Below are 26755 nucleotides of genomic sequence, written 5' to 3'. Positions count from 1 at the left end.
ACAATCATTTAACGCAGCCGTTCAAGCCTAAGCATTGAAGGTTGAGCTTTTGTTTCTTGTTCTTCGTTAAACCAATAACGCTTACGGTTGAAAACGACTGGCTCAAGCGGATTCCTTACTGGCACGTAATGGTTCAGCACGTCGGGATCGCCTTCGCTGACAATCACATGCGCATTCGTACCTCCGAATCCGAAGCCGGAAATGCCCGCACGGCGAACGCCTTGATCCGGCAACCAATCCCGCAGCGCTTGTACCGGATAGAACGGAGACGCTTCGAATTCAAAGCGCGGATTCGGTCGTTCGCAATTGAGTGTCGGCGGCAACTGCTTGTTCTTGATGGCTAGGGCAACCTTGATAAAGCTTGCGATACCGGCAGCGCTGAGCGTGTGACCAAAGTTGGTCTTGACGCTGCCCACTCCGCAATATTGCCGGTCTTCCGAATACTCATGGAATACACGGGTCAGTGCCTTTAATTCAATCGGATCACCGATCATTGTGCCCGTTCCGTGCGTCTCGATATAAGAAACGGATCTCGCGTCAATGCCGCCGCGCTGCATCGCTTCGCGGATGACGCTGTATTGCGCTTCTGGATTCGGAGTCGTAATGCCCATCGTATGGCCGTCGTTATTGACCGCCGTCGCATCGATGACCGCATAAATCCGGTCACCGTCCCGCAGTGCTTGATCGAGCGGCTTCAACAGCACAGCCCCGCTGCCCTCGCCGGGAACAAAGCCGTTGGCTTTCTCATCGAAGGTGTGGCATTTGCCATCCGGCGAAAGCCCTCTTCCTTCAGACAGAACGAGGTATGGCTTCTCATCAAGCAGGATATCGACTCCTCCCGCAAGCGCCATCTCGGATTCGCCGTTCATCAAGCTTTGACAAGCCAAATGGAGCGAAACAAGCGAAGACGAACAAGCGGTATCGACGACAAGGTTCGGACCTTTCCAATTAAAGAAATGCGAGCAATGGGCGGCAATGAAATTCTGACCAATCCCAATGATCGTATTTTTCGACGGTTTGCCGAGTTTATCGGAAAAGTTGGAAACGCGGGAGCCGACAAACACACCAATCTTCCGATTCCAAAGCTCTTTATGGTTATACCCTGCATCTCTAACGGTCTGCACGGATACTTCCAGGAATTGGCGAACCAACGGATCGATATAAGGCGCATCCTCTTCGCTAATTTGGAAGTAGCCCGGATCGAACGCTTCTATGTTGTCAAGGAATCCTCCCCACTTGGATACGGTCTTTCCGCTGGTATGCGCAGAGGCATAGAATTGATCAGCATCCCATCGCGATTTTGGAACCTCTGTAACCGAGCTGAGCCCATGAATCAAATTGCTCCAATAGGCATCCTTGTCTTCCGCTCCTGGAAAGTGGCAAGCCATGCCTATAACGGCCACTTGCTGCCTGCCGGGTTGTACCGCAGCAGTTGGAACGAATGGGGCTGCAGCATCCCTTTCTGCTTTATGCGCTTCATATTCCTTAGGCTCATCTATTCTTAGCTTATGTTCCTGAAGCCCATTTCCCTCAGGTTCAGCACCTTTGCCCGTCTCAAAATGGGTATCCAAATAACGGGTAAGCTGCGATAAAGTCGGATATTCCAGCAGAAGGCCGGGATCCAGCTTAACCTTGAGCCAGCCCTCTATCCGGAGCACTAATTCGGCTAGCAATACCGAATCAACGCCAAAATCACTGAATGGGGTATGGATTTCCATTTGCTCCTGCGGTATTTTCAATTCATTCGAAAATAGTTCCTTTAGCTTGCTGACACTGCTATAGCCAGATGCGCCGCCCGACTTGACCGAGGATGGCGTTGGCGAAGGCCGTTGCTGCTGCTTCTCCGCAGCATGGCGAGCATGAAGCAGAACGGATGCCTCGAAATCATTCGGGCGCACAACTGCCGGCATGACGCAGGCTGTATCGCGATAAGTTAAAGCTTGATCCAGCAAAGAAAGGCCTTCCTGCGTCGTGAGCAATTCGAGGCCCAACTGCGTATAAACCTTCCCGGCCGCCTCGCCCATGCCGACTTCTTTCCAATTGGGCCATTGCAGCGACTGGTAGCTAGAAAATCCTTGACTGCGCTGATAAGCGGCAAAGAAATCCATAAAGCTGTTGGCCGCGGCGTAATCGCTTCCGCCTGCCGCGAGTGCCGGCAGTAGTCCGGACACCGAGGAGAACAACAGAAAGAACCGAAGCTCGTCATTTGCAAGCAAATCATGAAGCACCTGCAGCCCGCCGATTTTCGGTTCAAATACCCTGCTCATTTCTTCTGCGCTTTTGTTCATGAATGCCGGGTTTTCGCCGGAAGCAACACCTGCGCAGTGGATGACCCCGCCAATCCCGCCGAATCGTTCCCGGACTTCACGGAACAATTCCGTTAGTCTGTCTCTGTCCGTAAGCGAGCCTGCGTAAATCTGAACCTCGACTCCGCTTTTTTCCAACTCCATAATGTTTTGCAAGCGCTGGCTCATCGCTTCGGATATCGATTCGCTCTGCAGCAGCATCTCCCACTCCCCGCGCGGCGGATAAGCTTGAAGTCCCATCAAAACGAGCTTGCGCGCGCCCTTGCGGACAAGGTGGCGTGCCGCCTCCAAGCCGATTCCGCGCGTGCCGCCGGTGACGATGTAGCCTAATTGAGCATCAAGGCGATACGGCTCGGCCATCTCTGCGCTTGCTTGTTCGAGCTGCGGCAGATAACGTCTATTTTGGCGTAAGCAGATTTCATTATCGAGGACCGAGGCTGCCCATTCCGTCAACACGAGCTCGCGAAGCTTAGCTTCGTCGCGGTACGAATAGTCAATATCGATCGTTGTGGATATTACCTTGCGATATTCCGAATGCAGCATCCTCATTAATCCGGCCATATCGGCGCCTGCCAACGAAGATGAGGCACCCTTGAATGACTGCAGCCCGTTCGTGATGTGTATCATCCGCAGATCGTTGCTGCGATGCTGCTTGATAAGCTCTTGAACGAAAGCGAACTTGCCCAGCGAAGGCTTCAGCTTATGCTGCGGGACTCCATGCAGATCGGATAGATCAATCAATCCGGATACGCTCTCTTCCCGACCAAGATATTGTTGCGCTGCCTTCCTGCCTTCAACCGCGTCCGCTGCATTTTGCAGCACTATCACTTTCGCGGATGCTGTACCTTGCAGAAAACGCCCCGCTGTATCTAACGTTTCTGCGTTTGCCAAAATGAATATCGTGCCGGGCAATTTCGTTAATGCTGCGGACGCCTTCTGCTCACGCCAAGACTTAACGAGCAGCAGCCTCTCCTTCTGCTTCGGCGCAGCCTGAACCGGCTGCGCTGCAATAGAAGCGCTGCGGGCGGATAGCCCCGTTGGCGCCCAGTAACGGTCACGGACAAACGGATATGAAGGCAGCGACACGATTCTCCCTTTGCTGACTCGCAGCTCTTGCCAATCGATGACTACGCCAGAAACCCATAGATTCGCCATTTTATCAAGCTTTTGATTCTCGATAAGAGACTTCAGGAACAGCTTTCCTTCCGCTCCTTCCAGCAAAACTCGATGCTTCTCTGCATCCGCCTTGACATTGCCTTCATACAGTCCGTCGACTTCCTTGCCTGACGCGTATTGCCGCATTTTGCTTGCAAGCTCGGAGACAGAGGATACGACGAGCGCAAGCCGCTCATCCATTGGCTCCCGACCATACTGCAAGGTCCATGTGATATCGGCGAGACCAGGCTTTGTTTTGCTGCTTGGTTTATCCTCTATGAATTTTCTATTTTTGTTAAGTGTATGGATGACATGGCCGGTCAAATTGTTCACGGTTGCATGCTCGGCTAATCGATCCGGCGTCACATTCAAGCTATAAACTTCGTTCAGCCGAATCGCGATTTGGGTCAACTTCAGCTCATCAAAGCCAAGCTCGGATACGTCAGTAGCCGCTGCGATTTCATCGACGCCAACGCTCAAGCCCTCTGCAATCAACGTCAACACTTCTTTTTCAATTTCATTGGCCGTTGCGGCATGAGCATCCTGATTAGCGGTTGTCTCCGGCGCCTCGCTCAAGAAAGCGGCAAGCTTGCCGGCATAAGCACGCAAACGATCCTCATTGCGAGCGGACAGAACAATAATATGCGGCTTGTTGTCGGACTCTGCGCTTACCGCTGCTTGATTGACAAACTCCTCCACAATAATATGGGCATTAGAGCCCCCTGCTCCGAATGAGGAGACGCCCGCCCTGCGCGGTATTACCATCTCGCGTCCATTTTCCATAAGAACGGGACGTTTCCACTCGGACAGCTCGCGCTGCACATAAAATGGCGTATCCTCAAATCGGATGTTCGAATTTAATACATCGGCGTGAAGGGACGGCGCCAGCATCCCATGCTTCATCTGCAGCAGCACTTTCGTAAGGGCTGCAATCCCTGCCGCAGACTCCAAATGACCGATATTGGATTTCACAGAGCCGATGGCGCAATATTGACGTTCCTCCGTACCTCCGAACGCCTTGACGAGTCCGCTTACTTCAATCGGATCTCCAAGCGGAGTACCCGTTCCATGCGCCTCCAAATAGCTGATCGAACGAGCATCCACCTTAGCCTTTTTGAGGGCCTTATCGATCACCCTCGTTTGTGCATGCGGATTTGGCACGGTATAGCCGTTTGTTTTGCCCCCATGGTTAACCGCCGTCCCTTTGATGACCGCATAGATCGGATCGCCGTCCTCAATGGCCTGCTTCAGCGGCTTCAAAATAACCGCGCCTACTCCCTCGCCAGGCACATAGCCATCGCCGCCGTCGCCGAACGAGCGGCATCGTCCGTCAGAAGCGAGAAAGTTATTCTGAGACAACAACAAGTATTTATTGACATGTAGAGAAAGATTCACGCCGCCTGCAATGGCCATCTCGCTCTCGCCGCGGAGCAGGGATTCGCAAGCAAGATGAATAGCCGTTAAAGAGGATGAGCACATCGTATCCAATGCGAGACTCGGTCCTTGCAAATCATAGAAATAGCTCACGCGATTCGCGATCGATGCATACGATGAGCCCAGCGCCATCGTATTGCCGCTGACCGTTTCTTGAGCGCCGTACAACTGATATTCACTGTACATGACGCCTACATAAACGCCCACGTCTTTTCCCGACAATCGCTGCTTCGTGTATCCGCCGTCTTCCAGCGCTTGATGCACGGTCATGAGAAACAGGCGTTCCTGCGGGTCAAGCAGCTCTGCTTCGCGCGGTGAAATTTGAAAAAATAACGGATCAAACTTATCCGCGTCATCCAGGAAGCCGCCCCACTTGCTTCGCGACTTGCCTTTCACTTGCCCCGCCTCGTAATAGGCGCTGTGATCCCAGCGATCAGACGGGATCTCGCCTATCGAATCGCGCCCAGCCTTTAAGTTCTCCCAATAACTTTCCAAATCGTCAGCCTCCGGGTAGCGCCCGGCTACACCGATAATCGCGACGGCCTGCTCCTCCGAAGCGGCCTGATCGGCTGCGCCCGGGAAGCGTTGCCGGTTGCTGCGAGGCTTGCGCTCACTCTTCGCCGGCGGCTGCAACTGAGCCGATTCGCTGCCCGCGGAAACAACTGCCGCTTGCTTTTCCTGCCTAGACAAGCCTGTCCTCGCCATCAGCTTGTCGCGATGTTCAATCACGAAGTATAAAGTCAATTCCGCAAGCGTCCGGTATTCGAAGAATAAGGTTTTTGATAGCTCGCCGAAGCGACTCTCAAGCTCGCGGGTCAGCGCCATAATCATCACGGAATCAAGACCGTAGACATCCAGCGCTTCATGCTCGTCAATACGCGCAGCGGGCAGCCTGATTTCTTTGGATACGATTTCCTTTAGGAAAGAGACTCCCTTCTCCAGCAGCAGTGCGTCATCCTTCTCGGACGAAAGCTGTGCACTCTGCTGACCGCCCGGCTGTACAACGGCTGTTTGACTACCAGCGGCGCTGGCGCCGCTAAGCAGATAGGTTCGGATTTTCTCTGCTTCGCCTTCCAGTGCGATCCATTGCGGCAAGCCAGAGGCAAGCGCGGTCTCGAACACTTCATAACCGGAAGCCGCGCTCATCGGTATGAAACCCGCCGTGCGCTTCATCGTCTCGAGCACGGATGGGGCAACCTGCATACCGCCTTCTTTCCAAAGCGGCCAGTTCAAGGACAATGTGCGGCCGGAGCGGTTTCCCTTCGACCGCTGCGTTTCGCGAAGGACGGCAAACTCATCCAAAAATTGATTGCCGTAAGCATAGTCGCACTGTCCGATATTGCCGAGCACCCCTGATAATGAAGAGAACATCACGAACCAATCAAGCGGCTCCGCCGCTGTTGCTTCGTCAAGGTTAACAGCCCCGTATATTTTAGGTCCCAATACTTCAGCCATTTCATGACGGCTCTTCTTCATAATCAGCGAATCACGCACAATACCCGCCGAGTGAATAATGCCGTGGAGAGCGCCAAATTGCGCCTTCACAGCCTCTATTAGACGCTCAGCCTGTTGACGGTCAGCCACATCCGCTTGAACGTAGAGCACCTCCGAGCCAAGCGAACGCAAATCGCTTAACTTCTGCTCCATACCCGCATGAAGCGCCGATCTGCCGGCTAAGACTAGGCGAGCTTTATAACGGCGGGCGAGATAATCGGCAAACATCAATCCGAGTCCTCCGGCACCGCCGGTAATGAGGTATACGCCATTTTCTCTCATTATGGCAGCTGTGCCCGTCAATGGCGGTTCAGTTACTTCCCTCAGACGTTTCACGAAACGCGATCCGCTGGCATACCGTACCTCAACATCCTGCGCAGCCGTTTCTTTCCGCAGGATGCGGATCCATTCCGCATTCGTTGGTACGCTCCCCAGGTCGATCGTTGCGCCTGACCAATTCGGATTTTCCTGACGCAAAGACTTTAGGAAGCCAGCGATTGCCGCATGCTGCGGCTGCTGTTCTCCATTGCCTGAATAAACATATAGCAACCGAGTCCGGCCTTGGCCTCGCTCCTTCATAAGCGCCTGCGTCAGGTACAGCAGCGACTCAATGCCCTGCGTCATTCGGGCCTGCAATTCCTCTTTGTTCGGAGAGAAGCTGCCGGCAGCGCCTGTATGTATTATGGTATCAGGCAGCCTATCGGTCTTACTTAGCATGCCGACAAGCCTTTCATAGTCTTCAGCGCGATCCATTCGAATCGTAAACCTGTCAACCGCCTTCTGCTCGAAGGTTTCCCCTGACTGCACGGCCGTGACCGCGGCAGCATATCGCTTCATATCCTGCAGCAAGGCCTCATCCTGTGCAAGCAGCAGGACACGGCCTAGAGATTCCGCCTCTATAGTCTGATCCAGGGGCTCCCACAGCTGGCGAAACGAGATCGTCTCCAGCTTCTCCGCTGCGTTCGTCAATGCACTTGCGGAGCTCAAAGCCCGCATCCGAAGCTGATGAACGCTCACAAGCACATGGCCCGCTTCATCGGTCAGCATCATATCAAATTCGCGAACGCCATTCTCGGGTTCTTCCCGCTCGCAAGCATAGACGTAGCAAGCGGAGGTCAACGGCGCGAATAGCTCCAGCTTCCCGATAGCGTATGGCAAATAAGCGATTGGCGTCAGCTCATCCTCCGCGATGAGTCCCAGCAGCGATTGGAAAGCGCCATCCAGCTGAGCGGGATGCAGATTGAATTCCTCTGTTTCTTCCCTGTATTCATCGGCCGACTGCAATCGAGCTAGGATTTCCTTCCCGCCCCGGGCTGTTTGCTGCACGGTGCGCATGCTTGTACCATATTGAAAGCGGCTGCTCGCATATAAAGCATAAAATTGCTCATGATTTCTCACTTGGGGGCAGCGCCTGCGAATCGAACCAAGATCGAGAGGTTCAATCGGCGCGGCGCTTCCGTATTCAAGCTGTCCTTCCGCATGAACCAACGGTTCGTCGTTTCCCCCGGTTGAAGTCGTCACTTCGAATTCCACGCCGTTCGCAGCAGGATACAAAGATACGAACACATCCTGACCATCATCCGGCACTATGATTGGCGAGTTCCAGCTCATATTTTTGATGACTGCAACCATCTGTCCGCGATACGACAATTGACCTGCAGCTCTTGCCATTTCCAAGCACGCGGCTCCCGGCAGCACCATGCGCCCGCCGACTGCATGATCGCGTACATAAAAATCCGAACTGTCAAACCGCTTCTCGAAGCGCTGCTCATCAAGCGTAGAAACGTTGGCATCGATCATCGCATGAAGCCTTGCTTGCCCATCTCCGTATATGGCCGGCTTTAAGCCTTCAGGCTCCGGAACCCAATAGCGCTCCCGGGCAAAAGGATAACCCGGCAGCGGAACCCGCCGAGGACTTCGCTGCGATTCATGCCCCGAATAATTCAGCTCCCAATCGATCTCTTCTCCATATACCCAGCGCCTCGCGATCCGATCAACAGCATCGCCTTCCTCATCGTTCACAGCTAATTCGGTTCCTCTTCTGGCCCTTCCGCTTATAAGGCCAGGAACCGGTTGGCCTTCCAGATAGAACCGCATGCTTGCCAGAAGCTCGTCCAGGCTTGCGGCTTTAATTGCCAAGCGCTCATCGAGAGATTCGCGGCCGACTTGCAAGGTATAAGCGATATCGATCAAGTCCGGTATGGCTGCTCCGCTTTGACGGGACAGAAAATCCGACATGCGTCTAACGAGTTCCTTCAATCGATCCTGATTTTTCGCAGAAAATACGATGAGCTGCGACTCAGCAGGAACGAACGGACGCCTCGGAATTGACGACGGCGCGTATTCTTCCAATACAATATGAGCATTCGATCCGCCCGCTCCGAACGAGGAGACTCCCGCACGGCGAGGAACGGTTATTTCCCGGCCATTTCGAATCATAACCGGCTGATGCCAATCGGCGAGTTCACGCTGCAAATAAAATGGCGTTTGCTCGAAATCGATGTTCGGATTAACGGTATCCGCATGCAGCGATGGAACCAACTGACGATGCTTCATCTGCAGCAGAACCTTGGTGATGCCGGCAATACCTGCAGCAGATTCCAAATGGCCGATATTGGACTTGGCAGAGCCGATTGAACAGAACGGCTGTTCATCCGCCCGATGGCCGAACGCTTTGGCAAGTCCCGTAATCTCAATCGGATCGCCAAGCGAGGTTCCCGTTCCATGCGCCTCCATATAGGAAATCGTTTTTGCATCAACGCCTGCTTTTTGCAGGGCGTCAGCAATTACGGCGGATTGCGCATTCGGATTCGGTACCGTATAGCCATTCGTCTTGCCGCCGTGGTTAATCGAAGTGCCTTTAATGACCGCATGAATATGATCGCCGTCCTCTATCGCCTTCGAGAGCGGCTTCAGCAGTACGGCTCCAACTCCCTCACCCGGTACATAGCCGTCGCCGCCTTCCCCGAACGACCGGCATCGGCCATCGCTTGAAGCATATCGGCCTTGCGCAAGAACAAGATATTTATTCGGATGGATCGATACGTTAACGCCTCCCGCGATTGCCATTTCCGTCTCTCCGCGCCGCAGGCTTTCGCTTGCCAGGTGAATACTCGTTAGCGAGGAAGAGCACATGGTATCGAGCGCGAGGCTTGGGCCGCTCAAGTTAAAGTTGTACGAGATGCGGTTGGCAATTGACGCATAGGAGGTTGAAACTCCGATAATATGCCCCTTCTTCGCTTGCTCCGCGCCGTAGAGCTGATACTCTCCATACATGACGCCGACATATACGCCAATTGGACGTTTCTCGATTTTGCTTTTCGTATAGCCCGCATCCTCCAGCATATGGTACACCGTCTCCAGGAACAGCCGCTCCTGAGGGTCCGTCATCTCTGCTTCCTTCGGCGAAATATTAAAAAAAAGCGGGTCGAACTTGTCCACATCGTTGACAAACCCGCCCCATTTGGTGTAGCTTTTTCCTTTTTTGCTTTTGTCCGCGTCAAAAAAGGCCGCTTGGTCCCAGCGTTCCGCGGGAACTTCCGTAATGCTGTCCTTGCCCGACTTCAAGTTCTCCCAAAATTGCTGCAAATTGTCCGCTTGCGGATAACGGCCAGCCACTCCGATGATCGCAATATCCATAGGGTCAGACTCCGTCTTGGCTGATATGGACTTCGCATGTTGAATGAAGCGCCCCCGCCCCTTGCGGTCGGTTGTCTTCGTCGTCGGCTTGTCGCTAGATGCTAGCGCCTGCTTCAGATCCTGCTTTAACCCTTGTTCTAGCCCTGTCTTCGCCGTCGCGGCTGCTGCAGTACTTGCCGAGGCAAATTCAGCTATTTTATTCCGAAGCCGATCATGATGCGATTCGGCAAAATAACCGGCAAGCTCAGCTATATTCTGATACTCGTAAAACAAAGTTTTGGACAGGGAACCGAATTGCTCTTCCAGGACACGGTTCAGACCCATGACCATCACGGAATCGATGCCGTATTTCTCGAACGGCTCCTTCGGTTTGATCCGGTCCGCGGAAACGCCCAACTCCTCCGACAACACTTTCTTAAGAAAATCTATCGTTCCTTGAAGGAAAGCCTCATCGGATACCAAAGGGACAGGCGGCGCTAGCGTGTCTGAACGTTGTATGGCGGATGCCCTCTCTTGTTGTACTTCCGCCGGCTTGGATTCGAAGGATTGACTTACCCGCCGGCGGATCAAGCTGACGTCTCCTTCGGCAACCAGCCACTGCGTGCTCTCGCTCCGCAGGCCGTCCTCGAACGCTTCAATGCCAACCGCCGTGCTCATCGGCATGATTCCGGCAGAAAGCTTCATTTCTTCCACCGTCTCCGTTGCAACGGACATGCCGCCCTCCTCCCAATAAGGCCAATTCAAGGAAAGCGTGCGTCCGAAACGTTTTTTCACCGCAACGAGGCTGTCGCGTTTAGCTGCGAAATAATCCATAAAGGAGTTGCCGAACGTATAGTCCGTCTGTCCGGCATTGCCGAGCTCGCTTGAAATGGAAGAAAACAGCACAAAGAAATCAAGCGGCTCATTCGCCGTCCATTCATCTAACCAACTCGTGCCGAATACTTTTGGCGCAAGGACTGCTTTGATTTCACTTTCCGTCTTCTTTAGCAAAAAAGCGTCCTGCACAATACCCGCTGCGTGAATAACGCCGTTAAGCACGCCGAAGTTTGCCTTTGCGGCCTTAACAAGTTTCTCTGCATGCTCGCGCTTGGAAATATCGCCTTGAACGTACAAAACCCGGGCGCCGTCCGCTTCCAATCTGCGTATTTGATCCGAGATCGCCTCATTGACTGCGGAGCGTCCGCTGAGCACGAGCCGCGCCCGATAGCGCTTAGCGAGGTATTGCGCAAAAATAAAGCCTAAGCCTCCAGCGCCTCCCGTAATGAGGTAGACTCCCTGCTCCTTTAGCGGCAGCTCGCCGGTCTTAGAGGCTTCTGTCTCTTGAAGTCTTCGAATCCAGCGCATGCCTTCTGCATAGTGGACCTGCGTATCATTCGCCTGCAGCTCATGGGCCAGCCATTCCAGCCGCAGCCTCTCCGAGTACGTTACTGTCTTAATCTGAATAGAAGGATTTTCCACGAACAGCGAGCGGGCAAAACCTTGCAGGGCAGGATAAAGAGGCTTGCCGTCACCTGCCGGAAAAACAAACAGCATCTGGAATTTTGCATGCAGCTTCATGAAAGCTTGCGTCAGAAAATAGACCGAATAAAAACCAAAGTCCAGGCCTTCAGCCAGGCCCGCCTCACTTTGTTCATCATAATCGACTGCCCAATGATGAATAATGGTGGTCGGCAGCAATCCTCGCTGCGCCAGCAGCTGCGCCAATTGCCTGAAGTCTTCTGCGCTCCTCGGGTTTATCTCAAAGGTCGCCGGATCTGCTTCGCGAAACGACCGGCCGGGCTTAACCCGGATCGTCGTTACGTTCGAATCGGATCCGAGCATGGCAAGAATGTCATCCTCCCGTTCCATAATCAATACAGGACCCGAAACCGATAGGCGGGCTGACGGCAACGTGCCGGCTTCCCAAATCGGGCGATAGTAAAGTCGGCCGGAGGGGCTCCTAAGAGCTTCAAACTGCTTCAGCCCTTCAGTCGGCGACATTTGACCGTTTCTTATTTGGTTTAAAAGCTGATTCAATTCCCGTTTTCCGTTCATGCGAACCTCCCTGTCAACTGCTCGACCTCATTCACGGCCAACTCTCCATCCTGCAGCTTCTGGAACAGCTTCAATAATTGATCGCGTTGATCCGGCTCATGGCCTCTAACCGGCTTAACCGCAAATTGCTTCATTTGCACAAGTACACGACCCATTTCATCCGTAATAGTAATATCGTATTTTTTCAATCGTCCGTCCGCAGCCGTAAGCTTCATATAGGCATAGCAGACTGGAACAAGCGGCCGTAAAATCTCAACTTCATCCAAAGCGAACGGCAAGCTTAAGGGCTGGGGCTCAATGCCGTCTTGCAAGCTGCTGATCGTATGCAGGGCTCCATCCAACAGAGAAGGATGCAATCCCCATTCATTGAAGTCTCCTTGCAGATGTCCGGGCAGACGGAGCATAGACAGCGCCTCATGGCCTTCATGCCACAAATCCTGTACAATTCGGAAGGAAGGACCGTAATCAAGTCCAATCTCCTTGAACCATTGGTAGCACGCTTCGCCGCTCATCCGTCCGTCCAGCCGGTTACGAAGCTCCTCCAGATCAAGAAACGCCTCGACCTGCCGCGCTTCCTCCTCTGACGTCTGAAGCATGCCTTGCGCATGCACGACCCGGTCATCGGCGCTGATCGTAAACAGCTCGAATTCGACTTGATCTTCTTCATTTATGTAGAGACTCATATTTATCTCCTGCTGGCTTCCGCTTATGACCTCGACCGGCTGTGCCCACAACAAATTACCTAACTTGTATACGGACGACACAGTGGCAAGCTCGCCCGCTTTTCTCGCCATTTCAATCATGGCAACACCCGGCAATACCTGACATCCCGCGACCGTATGGTCAGCTATATAGAACTCATTGCCGCGCAAAGTCGTTGTGAATTTTTGTTCATGAAAAGTAGAAGTATTGCGTTCCAACATCGGATGCAGCCTCGCTGCTGCAGCATCCCCCTTCATCCCGGACGCGTTTGGAAGCCAATAGCGTTCACGCGCGAATGGGTAGGTCGGAGCCGGCACCCTCTTCGGATCGTGACCGCCATGTATCAACTGCCAATTAAAATCGATGCCGAGCGTCCACAGCTCCGCAAGCTTATTCATTTCGCGATTTTGCTGCACCATTGCAATAAACTGCTTGCCTGCCTCTCCGTCTAGAAAGGATAGTCGGGTCTGGCCTGTTATATTTCCTCGCAGAACAGCTCGCTCATCCGCTCGATCCTGCACATACGCAGACAACTTTTTGGTCAATTCTTCGATCGAAGAAGCGACCACCGCCAGCCGCTCGTCCATTGCTTCCCGTCCTGTCTGCAGCGTATAGGCAAGGTCAGCAAGGGAATGGACAGATTCGAATGCTGCAGATGCTGCTTCCTTCTCATCCTGCCGCGGCAGGCCTTTGTCGTAAAAAGCGTAAATAGAAGCCTGATGCTCCGCCATCATTCTGCCCGCCAGCTTGTCCAAGGAGGAGCATTCAGACAGCCAATCGACCTTCATATCCAAGCCGTAACGGCTGCCGACGACTCGGCAAAATTGTTCCATTACCATTGAATCGGTGCCCACAAGCTCCTCGAATGCTTCGAATGCTTCAATCTCTTGAGCCTGAACATGGATCAAGCCGGACAATTCACGGGCGAGATCCCCGCGCAGCAGCTCGCGCGCTTCATACTGTGGAAGAACGGATTCCATGGCTGCATCCTTGCCCGGTATAAGAAACCGACATAAGTCTGCAGCATAGGCTTTTAGGCGCTCTTCCGTCTTAGCGGAAAGAACGATCACCTGAGGCTCATCGGTCGGAACGCGCTGCGCTGCATGGCTGAATTCTTCAATGACAACATGGGCGTTCGTGCCGCCGAAGCCGAAGGAGGATACAGCCGCGATGCGTGGAATCGTACGGCCAGCTGCATCTAGACCTGTCGTCCATGAACGGGTTTTGTCTATAATATAGAACGGTGAATCATCGATCTCGATATACGGATTTTTTTGTTCAAAATGGACAGTGCCTGGCAGCGTTTGATGCCGGATCGCCAGCACGACCTTCAATATTCCGGCGATGCCGGAAGCAGGCTCCAAATGTCCGATATTGGTTTTAAGCGAGCCAAGCCCGCAATAATTGCGTTTGGCCGGCGTCTGGCCCCTGCGCTTGTACAAATCACGGAACGCTTTTTTCAAGCCTTCGATTTCCACCGGGTCGCCTAGCTCAGTGCCCGTGCCATGGGTCTCTATATAAGTAATATGCTCCGGATCGACTCCCGCCTCCTCGTATGCGCGCAGGAGAACACTCGCTTGCGCCTCTGAGTTCGGGGCCGTCAACGAGTTCGCCTTCCCGCCATGATTCTCGGCGCTTCCTTTAATAACCGCGTAAATATGATCTCCATCCGCTTGCGCTTTCGAGAGAGGCTTCAATAGAATGCTGCCGACCCCCTCGCCCCGCACATAACCGTTGGCCCGGGTATCGAACGTCCTGCAGCGACCATCCGGCGAAAGCACGCCAAGCTGAGAGATCGTAGTCAGCGTTTGCGGATTCAGCATAAGCGAGACGCCGCCCGCAACCGCAAGCTCGCTCTCGCCGCTCTGGATCGATTTCACAGCACGGTGAACCGCTACCAAAGAAGAGGAGCAAGCCGTGTCGATCGATTCGCTCGGACCGTGCCAATCCATGAGATAAGACACGCGGTTCGGAAGCATCGTATGCGCATTTCCCGTTGCCAGGTTCGCATGGAATATGCCTTGCTGATCAAGCAACTGATGATAATCGGTAAACTGAGCGCCAACGAATACGCCTATATTTCTACCCTCAAGCGAGGAGGAGCGATAGCCTGCGTTTTCTATCGTCTTCCATACGGATTCGAGAAACAGCCGATGCTGCGGGTCGATCAGCTCCGCTTCGCGCGGGGATATGTGAAAGAAGCTTGGATCAAATTTATCCGCATCACGAATAAAGCCGCCCCACTTGGTATTCTGTTTGCCTTTGGCAGGACCGCCCTCCTTATAAAAATCGCGGTAGTTCCATCTGTCCCCCGGAATTTCCGTAATTAAATCCTTCTCCGCCTTCAAATGCGACCAGAACTCATCCAATCCATTGGATTGCGGAAAAATCCCATGTACGCCAATAATAGCGACAGGCTCCTTAATAGACTGCAAATCCGGTGCGATTGACACGCCAGCTGGCTGATTAAAAGTCTCTTTCCGCGCGGGAGCAGCAGCTTGCTGTAATGCGGGCTGCTTCGGCGTATGTGCCGCAGCCGGCTCTAATCGGCTATAGTGCATGAGAATCGAATCGCCAAAGCTGTCCAGCAAGTGCTCGCTAATACTTTGGAGAGAGCTGTGCGCGAAAAAGACCGTCGGCGAAACCGATATGCGGAAATAATCGCTTAACTGCTTGGCTAATTTTTTAAGATCGATGGAATCAAAACCGTAATTCCCGAGGTTCTCTTCAAGATCCATTTTTTCCGGCGGCATTTTCACATAATCGGCGGCTATTTGCTTCAAGTCGAATAAGAGCCTGCGTTCGGTTCCAATCATGGACTCTTCGTTCGACACCGGGCTAACAGCTGTCTCCGCTATGGGTGGTTCTAGCTCTTCGATTTGCAGAAAACGTTCCATGCGCTCCCGGTTGCCGGCCAATACCATGCCTTGACAGCGTCCGCTGCGCAGCAATTGATTGAAAGCGCTCAGCCCTGCTTCCTTCTCCAAATAGCTCATTCCGGAAGCTTGCAGATAAAGCTCCTCTGCTTCCTTGCTTAGATGCATGCCGCCGTCGCGCCATATAGGCCAATTGATAGAAAGCGTTTGGCCGGATCGTTTGCCTTGCGACCGCAGCTCTTCTCGATAAGCTGCATAGCCGTCCAGGAAACGATTCCCAATCGCATAGTCGCATTGCCCGATGTCGCCCAAATACGCGGAAGTCGAGGAAAATAAAGCAAAAAAGTCGAGCTCTTCGCCGGACGTTAATTCATCAAGCAATACCGTTCCCTCAATTTTGGGCTGCATAATGGAGGCGAACTTCTCTTCCGTCTTGTGAAGGACAAGCTCTCCCTCCATTTGCCCTGCCGCATGAAGCACGCCGTCGACGCGGCCCCAACGCTCCTTCACGGTTTCCATTGCCTTTGTCAGATCTGTGCGGCTTCCTACATCGCCTTGTATGTAAATAACATCTGCGCCTAGGCCGCGCAGTGCGTCGATTTTCAATTGTCGTTTGGCGTCAAGCTCAGAGCGGCCGATCAACGCCAATCTTGCTTTATATTGGACGGCAAGCTCTTCTGCGAACAGCAAGCCAAGTCCGCCTGTACCGCCTGTTATCAGATATACGCCCTGATGCTTTAGCATATCTAAGCCGCCGTTCGTGTTCATAGGAATGCGTTGTGCCTTCCGAACGGTGCGAAGCTTATTGTTGTAGCGGACCTCGCGATCCAGGTCGCGGAATGGCGTAAGCGCTTCCTGAATAGAAAGCTCGATAAGATCTTCTATCTTATGTTGTTGTGCCCCGATAACCGATAATTGGAGCTGCGGCTGCACCATTTGCAAAGATCGCGAATAACCGCCAACCGCTTCATGGTAAGATGCTGGATTCGAATAATCAGACGGGTAAAGATGCAGCAAACGCTTCAGCGTCTGAATCGATAATTGATGAAGCGCACGGACAAGGTGAAAATAGACTTGGACACCAATGCTCAACTGGCTCTTCCTATCGCCTTCTGCATTCGAGAACGGCCAGAAATTAAGAAGCAGCTCCGGCAATCGGTTTTGTGCCTTCAAGCTTTCAAACAAGCGTATGTAGTCGTCAGCGGCATCCGTACGGATACGAATTATTCCATTTCCTAGCTCGGCATAGCTGTCGCCCGCATGAACAGTTATAACGTCTATCGTCAAACCCGTGATAGATTGCATCCTTTGCCGCACATGCTGGCTATATCCATCCCCTGCTTCCATCACTAGTACGCGGTAAAAAGAAGGCTGCTTCGTTGCTGCGACCGGCGCACTGACCCAATCGATGCCATACAACACCGTCTCTGTTGCTGCATCTACAGGTGAAGAGCGAAGGACGGATTGAGTCGCGAAGGAGCTTGGTTTACGTACATTTTCAGGCAGCCAGAAGCGCTCCTTGGCGAACGGATAGGTAGGCATTGAAATACGCTTGCCATTGATAGCCATTAAACCCCAATTCAGCGCAGCTCCTTGAACATAAAGCTCAGCTACTTGAAGGAGAACGCTTTCCTCCTCCTCTGCCGACTTTCCGCCGTTTGCCAACTGTTGCAGCCATTCGTTTCCACGGCTAACCGTTTCAGCGTCGTTGGCTGCTTTGCGCTTTTGCTCCGGCTTTGTTACATAACTCGGCGCTGTGCCGGTTTGAAGGATCGTTTGCAGACTGCTCTTCAATTCAACTATATCGCTGACTAACAATGCAGAGCGCTGGTTGAAATGGCTTCGGCCAATCAGCAGAGTATAAGCAATGTCCTCGATCCTCTCGTTCGCCCCTTCCTCTTCGAGCCAGCTGAGCAGGTCCTGGAGGCGACGCCCAAGCGCTTCTGTCGTTTTGGCTGAGAAAGGCATGAAATAATAAGATTGGGGATTGCTTTTCTGCGTCCGTTTATTAAGCACCAGCTTCTTGGCGCCCGATGTTTTCTCCGTAACGGCTGGCGGCGATGCCTCATCATGCTTGGCTTTTGCGGCTGCTTCGGCTTTCACGGCAGTAGTCGATGTCAGCCATGCTAATGGATTACTCCCAAGTCGTGGTTGTTTGCTCATTCTTATACAACCTCTCGCATTAAGATTTCCTTGCATAGAGCCTCATAATCTTGGGCACCGTTACTGTCCGGCTTATAGGTGAAAATATCTTTACCGTAGGAAGGCGCTTCCGCCAAAGCTACATTGTTGCGGATGAACGTGTTAAACAGCTTATCTTCGAAGTGGGTGCGAATGATATCCACAACCTCTCGATGCAGATTTCTGCGACCGTCATACCGGGTTACGATAACTCCGCCTACCTTAAGATCATGATTCAAGCGTTCTTGCGCCAATTCGATCGTCCTCATCAAATAGCTGACCCCTTCAAGCGGGAGGTATTCCGGCTGTATGGGGACGAGCACCTCATGAACGGCAGTTAATGCATTGAGCGCCAACAAACCCAAGGTTGGGGAACAATCGATCAAGATGCAGTCGAAACGGTCAAGCACGCCGTCCATCGCTTTCTTCAACAGCAATTCGCGGCCGGTCACCTGAGACAACTCTATATCGGCAGCAGACAATTCGACATTGGACGGAATAAGATATAAGCCTCGGTATTCCAGCGCTGTGTCTTCGAAGGAAGTTTCTCCTTTCATCCATTCATAGACGGTAGATTCCAACTGCTGAGACTGGAAGCCCAACGCCGACGTCAGGTTGGCTTGCGGATCGAGATCTATCAGCAATACTCGTTTTCCTGCATTTTTCATTCCAATTCCGATGTTCATCACCGAGGTGGTCTTGCCGACGCCACCCTTCTGATTTATGACACAAAGCTTCCTTCCCATCGTGTTTCTCCTCCTTAACGCCCAGGCTTATTCCTATTGCAATGCCTTATGGCTTACTGTGCCTCTTGAATAATCATGTGGCAGTTCGTACCGCTGAATCCGAAAGCGCTAATTCCCGCTATTCTCGGCTTTCCCCCATCCACCTTCCAGTCCATGAGCCTGGTGTTCACATAGAACGGCGTCTCCTCAAAACGGATATGCGGATTGGGTTGTTCAAAATGTAAAGAGGGCGGAATTTGGCCATGCTTCAACGCAAGCAGCACCTTGATTACGGAAATGACTCCAGCTGCGGTAGACGCATGGCCAATGTTGCTCTTTACCGAACCGATTGCGCAATATTGACGTCTCTGCGTGAATAACTCAAACGATTCGGTAAGCGCTTTAATTTCGATAGGATCACCAAGCGGCGTGCCTGTCCCATGTGCCTCCATATAGGTAATCTCATCCGGGTTTATGTAATGCTTGCGGTAAATGTCCGACTCCAGCTGGGTCTGCGAACGAGCGCTTGGCGCCGTAATTCCGTTCGTTTTGCCATCTTGGTTAACAGCGGAGCCCTTAATGACGCCGTAGATCGGATCGGAATCCTCTAAGGCCTTCGTCAATGGCTTAAGCACGAGAACGCCTACGCCTTCCGAGAATACGGCCCCGTCTGCGCCTGCATCGAAGGATCGGCATTTCCCGCTCGGTGAAATCATTTCAATCATCGAAGACTTTATGTGCAAATCCGGAGTCAGCATCAACGACACGCCTCCCGCTAACGCCATATCGCAATCGCCGGACAGCAGGCTCTGACAGGCTTGATGAATGGCAACCAACGAGGATGAGCAAGCCGTTTCGATCGCCATACTCGGGCCTGTCAAATTGAGAAAATAGGAAATGCGTGCTGCTAGAATCGAGGTTGCCAAGCCCGAAAAAGATTCCCCCAGCGTCTCCAAGCCTTGTTCGGCCAACAGCTTTGCATAGTCTCCCATTGCAACGCCTGCAAAGACACCGCATTTTCTGCCTGATAGGCTCATATCCGTATAACCAGCATCCTCAAGCGCATTCCACGCTTCCTGCAAGAAAAGCCGCTGCTGCGGATCCATAAACGCTGCTTCCCTAGGCGAAATGTTGAAGAACAAGGGATCGAACTGATCCGCATCCCGTAGAAAACCGCCTTTGCGGCAATTGGTCTTGCCTGGGGCATGCGGGTCCGGATCGTAATAGTCGTCAATGTTCCAGCGCTCGCGAGGCACCTCCGTTACACTGTCAACGCCGTCGCGAAGGTTGTTCCAAAACTCGTGCACGTTGTCAGCACCAGGAAAGCGCCCGGCGATTCCGATGATCGCTACAGCCTCTCCCGAAAGCGACGGCTGTTTGTCAGCGGTCGACGGCGGCGCTTGGGTTAATTCGGGCTCTGCCCGATCACTTTTTTTTTTTGAAAGGACGAGTTTTTGCCGCCCCCCCGCCTGTTGAGCCGTTTCGACGGCACGCATCGTGTCCGACTCGGCTAATCGAACCGCTGACGCGGTTACGAGACCGCTATTGGCTCTCACTTTGTTCACATGCTCGGCAAGGCTGGAAATCGTGGCATAATCATACAAAGTGACCGCATCAAGATTTAATTTGAACGTTTTATTCAGATCACGAACGATTTCAACCGCAGAGATCGAGTCGATGCCAAGCTCGCGAAAGGAGAAGGAGGTATTTAATTCTTCCTCCCCTAAATGCAAGATGCCGCACACGATTTCCACGATTTTTGCTTGCACGGCATTCTCGGAGAAACGCGCCTCTGCATCTGCTAATTTCGGCACAGGAGGGGATACAACAACAGATTGCTGTACCGCACTTGGCTGCGCGATTACTTTGCTGTCCCTTTGAATGATGGAAGCAATATGGTCAACCAAGCTCTGGATCGTACTGAAGTCATATAGAACGACAGCATCCAGATTCAGCCGCAGACTTTTGTTAATATCCCGAACGATTTCCACCGAGGAGATCGAATCCGCTCCAAGCTCTTTGAAAGTAAGCGTCTGCTCGATCTCATCCTCTTCTAAATGCAGGATCCTTCTGACAATATCGACCACAAAAGCTTGCACATCCGCTTCGGATTCTTTCCTCGATGGACGGGCAGCGCTGCGACTCATGACCGCCGCCTCCGTCGCCGCCGCCGCTTCCTGCTGCCCGTGACTGTAGAGACGCTTTAGGAGTTCCAAAGCGTCCTCCTTGGTCAGCGTTCCATTAGAGACTCGATTGTAGATTTCTTCTTCGCTTAACCCCATTGGAATCCCCCCGCTATCAAAGTTCTCAAGGTTTATTAATCTTACTCAGCCTTGCAGCCTGGTTAGGACTTATCGATCCGGCCTCAAGATCGGCAAGCAGCTTTCTCATAAACGATTCGTCAAATGCGGTCTCTGCCGCTGCGGCAGCATTCGTGCGGGCATCGCTCGTTAAGTAGTAGTACTCGATCCTTTTCTTAACATCCGGGTGACCGAATGTTTCTTCATGCATCTGTTCCTCGGCAGCAATCACCTCCGGCAGCGCACGCAGCGTCCGGCCGGCAAGCTCTGCCTTTAACGTTTTCAAAGAATGAAGGGGCTTATCAATCAGCATCCGGGCAATGGAGACCGCCTCCTGGACTACTTCCTTCCCCGGCCGAATCAGCACGGATGAGCCGCGGTCGCGAAGCTCTTCTCCGCGAAAGCTCCTTGCGGTAAACATCATTTCGGTCGCCAGGTTTTTGCCAAGCTTGTCCTGCAGGATATAGGTTGCACCCATGCCCGGCGTAAATCCATACTTCATGAATACGGCGTTGTATACACCTTCCTCCGCCATCACGACAATATCTCCGTACAAACCGAACAAGAGTCCGCCTCCCGAAGCGTGACCCTGGATCGCAGTGATAACGGGAATCTCGCATTCAAGCAGTCCCCGGAACATAAACGGCACGTCGGTGAACGAAAATGTTCGTTCGGAAATCATCGTTAACTGCTCCTGCGTGCCGCCAAAAGCAAAAATGTTGTCATAGCCGGTAAGAACGATCGCTTTGATGCTCTCGTTATGGCGAAGCTTATGAAATTGTGCCATTAAACCGCCAACCAGCTTGTCGGAGAACATATTTCTGTTCTCCCGATCACTCATTGTAAGAAGAGCAATCGAACCATCTATAATTTCAAGCTTCACGTCATCGCTTGTACCGTCGTCATCCGGCCTATAAGCATCCATCACTTTTTGGCCGAAAGACGGACCGGGATCCTTTATCGCCGGTATAGAAGGAGCAGCAGTTGCCGTTGTTGTCGGTTTTTTCTCTTGGCTCCGATAACTGTTAATCCAATACCTTTTGCGCAGGAACGGATAGGCCGGAAGCGAGACGATTGCAGGTATACCTGCTGGATATAATGACTTCCAATCCACTCTGCAGCCTTTAACCCATAGCTGTGCAAGCCCCTCAAGGTTGCGGGCTGCGGCTAGGGCCGCGACCCCCTCGGCAGATGCAATCTCTTGATTGACTCTAACATTGTTACATGCAAAGCCGTTCGCCGATGAGCCGTTCGCATACCTGTTCAATTTCTCGATCGCATCTTCCATGTCCGATGCCGCGAAGGCAAGACGCTCATCCATCTCTTCCCGGCGCTGCAAGCTATACGCCGCTTCATCAAGCTGTATACCGCCTTCCGCAAGACGTGCAGCTAGACGCCCCGCGATCTCCTTCAACCGTTCCTCGCTGCGTGCGGAGATCACAAGCAATTGCGGTCCGCCGTTAGTTATTGCTGCCGGCATCTCATACTCTTCTATGATCAGATGAGCATTGGATCCGCCTGCGCCAAAAGCAGAGATGGATGCTCTGCGGGGATAAGCAACGCTGCGTCCATTTTCCTCTAAGACCGGGCGTCTCCATTCCCCAAGCTGTTGTTGCACGTAAAACGGAGAGCTAGTAAAGTCAATTCCGCTGTTTAATGTTTCGGAATGCAAAGAAGGCACTAACTGCTTATGCTGCATTTGCAATAATAGCTTCGAAAGACCCGATATGCCCGCCGCCGACTCCAAATGACCGATATTCGACTTTACCGAACCAATCGCACAGAATTGCTTATCCTTCGTGAACCCTTTGAAAGCCTTATTCAATCCAGCTATTTCGATTGGATCGCCAAGCGAGGTGCCTGTTCCATGCGCCTCGACATAAGAGATCGTACGCGGGTTAATGCCGCAGCCTTCTATCGCTTCCGTAATGACCTCAGCTTGCGCGTTTGGATTCGGTACATAATAGCCGCTTGCATAGCCGCCATGGTTAATGGCACTTCCTTTAATAACTGCATAGATACGGTCGCCATCGGCAGCAGCCTTGTCTGCTCGCTTCAATATCACGGCGCCTACGCCTTCTCCTGGTACGTAACCGTCTCCGCCTTCTCCGAATGATCTGCAGCGGCCGTCGCTGGAGACGAAGTTATTCTGAGATAGGAACATATATTTGTTCGGGTGGATCGTTACATTGACGCCTCCAGCCACCGCAGCGTTAATTTCTCCCCGCCGCAAGCTCTCGCATGCGAGATGAATAGCCGTCAAAGAGGATGAGCACATCGTATCTACAGCCATGCTCGGGCCCGAATAATGGAAGAAATAAGATACTCGGTTGGCAATTGACGCATAGATGGAAGAAGGCATTACAGGACTGCCGTTTGCTTCAGCGGCAAGCAGCTGATATTGACCCCACATTGCGCCGACATAGACACCGACCTTGCGGCCGAGCCCCGACTTGTTATAGCCTGCGTCTTCGATAGCATGCCATACGGTTTCTAGAAACAGACGCTCCTGCGGATCCATCAGTTCGGCTTCGCGCGGCGAAATGTTGAAGAACAATGGATCGAACTTATCGACGTCTTCCATAAAGCCGCCCCACTTTGAGTACATACCGCCTGCTTGATTTTTGTCCGGATTGAAATATTGCTCTACGTTCCATCGATCGGACGGAATCTCCGTAACGCTGTCGCGTCCATGCTTCAGGTTGTCCCAGAACTCCTCCATGGAGTTCGCGCCAGGATAACGTCCGCTTATTCCAATGATTGCAATATCCAGCTCGGGGTTGCGGTTCTCGGTTTGTTCAAGCGTTGCCGCAGCCGAAGCTTTCGATGCAATCGTTACATCCACAATTGTTGAAGCAGAATGATGAGGCCTATGTATTTCGGTAAATGGTACGGCTGGCTGGTTCAAATTGACTCCGAGTGCGGTCAACAGCTTGTCATCGGCCTTCAACGGAATAATCTGCGTCAGGTTAAGGCCAAGCATCCGGTCTATGGCAACCATCCCCGCACTTGAATCGATAGCCTCTGCCCCGATAGAAGAAAGCTGTTTCCGAATGTCGTCCGACTTGCCTGCGCCTACCGTCCCCCAGTATCCCCAATTAAAAATTTTGACAGGGTAGCTTACTCGTTGGCGGATCGCATGCGCGTAGGCGTCTTTAAAGGCACAGCCCGCGGTATAATTGCTTTGTCCAACGTTGCCGACAAGCGACAAAACAGATGAAAAGAACATAAGGAAATCAAGCGGCTCATCCTTCAACGCTTCATACAGCACCGCAGTGCCCGTTACCTTCGGAGCCAGTCCAGCGCGAAAGACCGTTTCGTCCATGGCTGCCAGCACCTTGTCATTCAATGCCATAGCCGAGTGCACGACGCCGTGCAGCGCACCAAAATGCGCCTTAGCTTGTTTCACCGCCTGCTGCATATCCGACAACTCCGTTACATCGGCGCGAATATACAGAACGCGGCTGCCCAAGGCCTCGATATCAGCTATTTTGCTTCGTTGCAGCTCATTCAGGTCGCTTCGACCCGTCAATATAAGGGAAGCCTTCGCTTTCACCGCTAGATGATAGGCCAGCTCAAGTCCAATGCCGCCTGCACCCCCCACAATAAGGTAAACCCCGTTTGGTCTCAGCAGGGTCGGTTCAACGGAAGGAAGCTGCACAGGCCGAACATCCAGCACGTAACGTCTGCCGCCGCGAATGGCTGTCTCGCGCGCTTGCGGGTGAGACGGCTCTGACAGAATAGCGGCTGCTTGTTCCAATGGCTCTTCTTCCCGCGCAAGATCCAGAGCATGTAATTGAACCTGAGGATATTCGACGGCTATCGTTTTGGCAAGGCCGAACGCACTCCCCCCGTAAGGAATCGTTTGCTCGCTGGCAGCGACCTCATGAACATTGTTGGCAATCACATATAAACGGCGAAGCTTACTCATCCATTTCCGCTTTACGAACGCCTTCACGAGACGGAATAAGGTGATAGCGCCTTGCTCTTGACTATGTTCAAGCTCTGCTAAGCTGTTGAGCTTCGATGGCCTGTGATGCATGCCCCCAAGGAAAAAGACGGAGTCCATTGTAGGCCATTCATTCAACACGAGGTCCAATGCCTCAGCGCTTCCCGTACGAATCTCCCATAAGCGGTCCGTAAGCTGCTTCGTTTCCGTTCCTAGATCAAGCTCATAAATGTCTTTTCCGCTAAGCATGCTCGTCAGCTCCGCTGCCAGCCGTTTCGAATCTTTTGAAGCAATGATCAGCACGGATTGACCAATTTGACTTATAGAATGTTCCGCTAACGGCTTCTCTACCCATTGCGGACGATAGAAAAAGCTGTTCTCAAGCAGCGTTTGCCCGCTCTGCTTCGTCACAGAAGCCGCCGTTAGCTCCTGCTCCTGCGGTAGGATGGGATCCGCCCCGACCGCTGACGAATAAGCCTGCCCATGCTCTTCGGCAATATAATCGGCAAGCTTGTCAATGGAGGTGTATTCAAATAGCAGGGTTGGATACAGCTTGCTGCCAAGCTTCGTTTCAAGCTCTTGCACAAGCTTCAGCAGTTGCCTGGAATCAAGCCCCTGATCGTAAAATCCGTCCTCCGCGCTCACTTCCTCAATCGGTCGGCCCAGCAGAAGAGCGACCATTCGAGACAGATCATTCCGAATCGTATGCAGCAGGCTACCACTTGGTCTCTCAGCCGTTTCCTGGGCATCCGCTTCTTCATAACGGAATGTTCCTTTGTTTTCCGCAAATAAATAGTCCGAAAGCTTGGCAACGCTCGTATACTCAAACAGCAAGGTTGGATACAGCTTGCTGCCTGTCAGTGTCTCCAGTTCCTCCACCAACGCAAGAAGCTGCCTGGAATCCAGACCCAGGTCATAGAAGCCTGTCTCTACATTCACTTTATCCGCAGGCAGATCGAGCAGGCGGGCAACCATGCTCCGCAGTTTGCTTTCAATGGCTGCTTTCGTTTTCTGCGCAGGCTTGTTGGTCAATGCAACTGTTGGCGGCTGCATAGCTGCCGAAGCCTGGTCATTTCCGCTTCCGTCAACTTTCTCCAAATGATGGATCAAGGATTGCGAACGCACCTGTTTAAAACCAAGCCGAACAAAAGAAGCCACTTGAACGCCTTCCATGTTGTAAAGCTCGATATCCGAGTACAACATATCGCCGGATGCCGTAATCTTCATGCTGCCGGCGGGGATGTACACATACACCTTCTCCCCCAGCCCGCTCCAAGCGCGAAAGCTCTCGATAAACATCGGGATAAAGGGCTTTATCTCCGCACCGCCTGCAGCCTTTGCCAGCATAGCCGCATCCGCTACGCAGGTAGCTCCATCAAGAAACGCCGGGTGCATAAAAAAGCTGTCCGCATATTGTTGGGCAAGACCGCTTAAATGGGCTTCCCCCAGTCGATAGTCATCGCTGACATGGACACGGCCAAGCATTTTCATAAATTCATAATGTTCAATAGAGGTCTTCCTCATATAGGAATACGTATGTTCCATATCCTCAAGACGTACAGCCCCGGCGACAAGGGCATCTGCGTCAATCGTTTTAACGGGCACCTTCTTGCCCAGATGAAGCTCGCATTGTAAATTATCGGCCCACGAAGCCTCCAAAGCTTGATCGGATCGCATCTTTTGACTTTGTGCAGTCACCAAATAATGGCTGCCTACGGGCTGAAAGGTAATTCGAATTTTTTTGTCATATTGCTCTGTCGTCGCGACTGGTTCCTTGAATAGGATGCTGCGCAGCTCCGCTTCCTCGGCTGAGAAGCCTTTGGACAGAAGCAAACGATAGATCATGTCGATAAAGGTGACACCTGGCATTATGCGTGTTTGGTGGACGCGGTGATCTCTAACGATCAAATCCTCATATCTCATCATCGTGCTGAATGTCATTTTCTTCAGCTCTTTCATT

General features: G+C 52.5%; 4 protein-coding genes and 1 pseudogene. All 5 read right to left on the bottom strand.

Features of this window, described 5'->3' with window-relative positions; all coding sequences use genetic code 11:
* Positions 1 to 8 precede the first annotated feature (8 nt).
* Positions 9 to 12062 (bottom strand): SDR family NAD(P)-dependent oxidoreductase, encoded by a 12054-nt coding sequence (locus J2T14_RS05725; RefSeq protein WP_307468792.1) that lies wholly within the window; start codon positions 12060 to 12062, stop codon positions 9 to 11.
* Positions 12059 to 17803, bottom strand: a complete 5745-nt coding sequence (locus tag J2T14_RS05720; RefSeq protein WP_307468789.1) for a type I polyketide synthase — start codon at positions 17801 to 17803, stop codon at positions 12059 to 12061. Before J2T14_RS05720 ends, J2T14_RS05725 begins: the two co-directional genes overlap by 4 nt.
* 2 nt (positions 17804 to 17805) lie before the next feature.
* Positions 17806 to 18567, bottom strand: coding sequence for a ParA family protein (locus J2T14_RS05715; protein WP_307468787.1), 762 nt, complete (start codon positions 18565 to 18567; stop codon positions 17806 to 17808).
* 53 nt (positions 18568 to 18620) lie between these two features.
* Positions 18621 to 20828, bottom strand: coding sequence for a type I polyketide synthase (locus J2T14_RS05710; RefSeq protein ID WP_307468784.1), 2208 nt, complete (start codon positions 20826 to 20828; stop codon positions 18621 to 18623).
* A gap of 184 nt (positions 20829 to 21012) precedes the next feature.
* Positions 21013 to 26727, bottom strand: a pseudogene (locus tag J2T14_RS31080) (SDR family NAD(P)-dependent oxidoreductase); the annotation flags it as partial.
* Positions 26728 to 26755 lie beyond the last annotated feature (28 nt).

Origin of the sequence: Paenibacillus harenae, from assembly GCF_030812415.1 — a bacterium.
GTDB lineage: Bacteria > Bacillota > Bacilli > Paenibacillales > Paenibacillaceae > Pristimantibacillus > Pristimantibacillus harenae_A.
Note: the sequence above shows the minus strand (reverse complement) of the source record. Positions and strands in the feature narration are given on the sequence as shown.

Excerpts from the sequence above, each read along its gene's own strand:
- J2T14_RS05725 (WP_307468792.1), bottom strand. The coding sequence starts at position 12,062 with ATGAACGGAAAACGGGAATTGAATCAGCTTTTAAACCAAATAAGAAAC.
- J2T14_RS05720 (WP_307468789.1), bottom strand. The coding sequence starts at position 17,803 with ATGAGCAAACAACCACGACTTGGGAGTAATCCATTAGCATGGCTGACA.
- J2T14_RS05715 (WP_307468787.1), bottom strand. The coding sequence starts at position 18,567 with ATGGGAAGGAAGCTTTGTGTCATAAATCAGAAGGGTGGCGTCGGCAAG.
- J2T14_RS05710 (WP_307468784.1), bottom strand. The coding sequence starts at position 20,828 with ATGGGGTTAAGCGAAGAAGAAATCTACAATCGAGTCTCTAATGGAACG.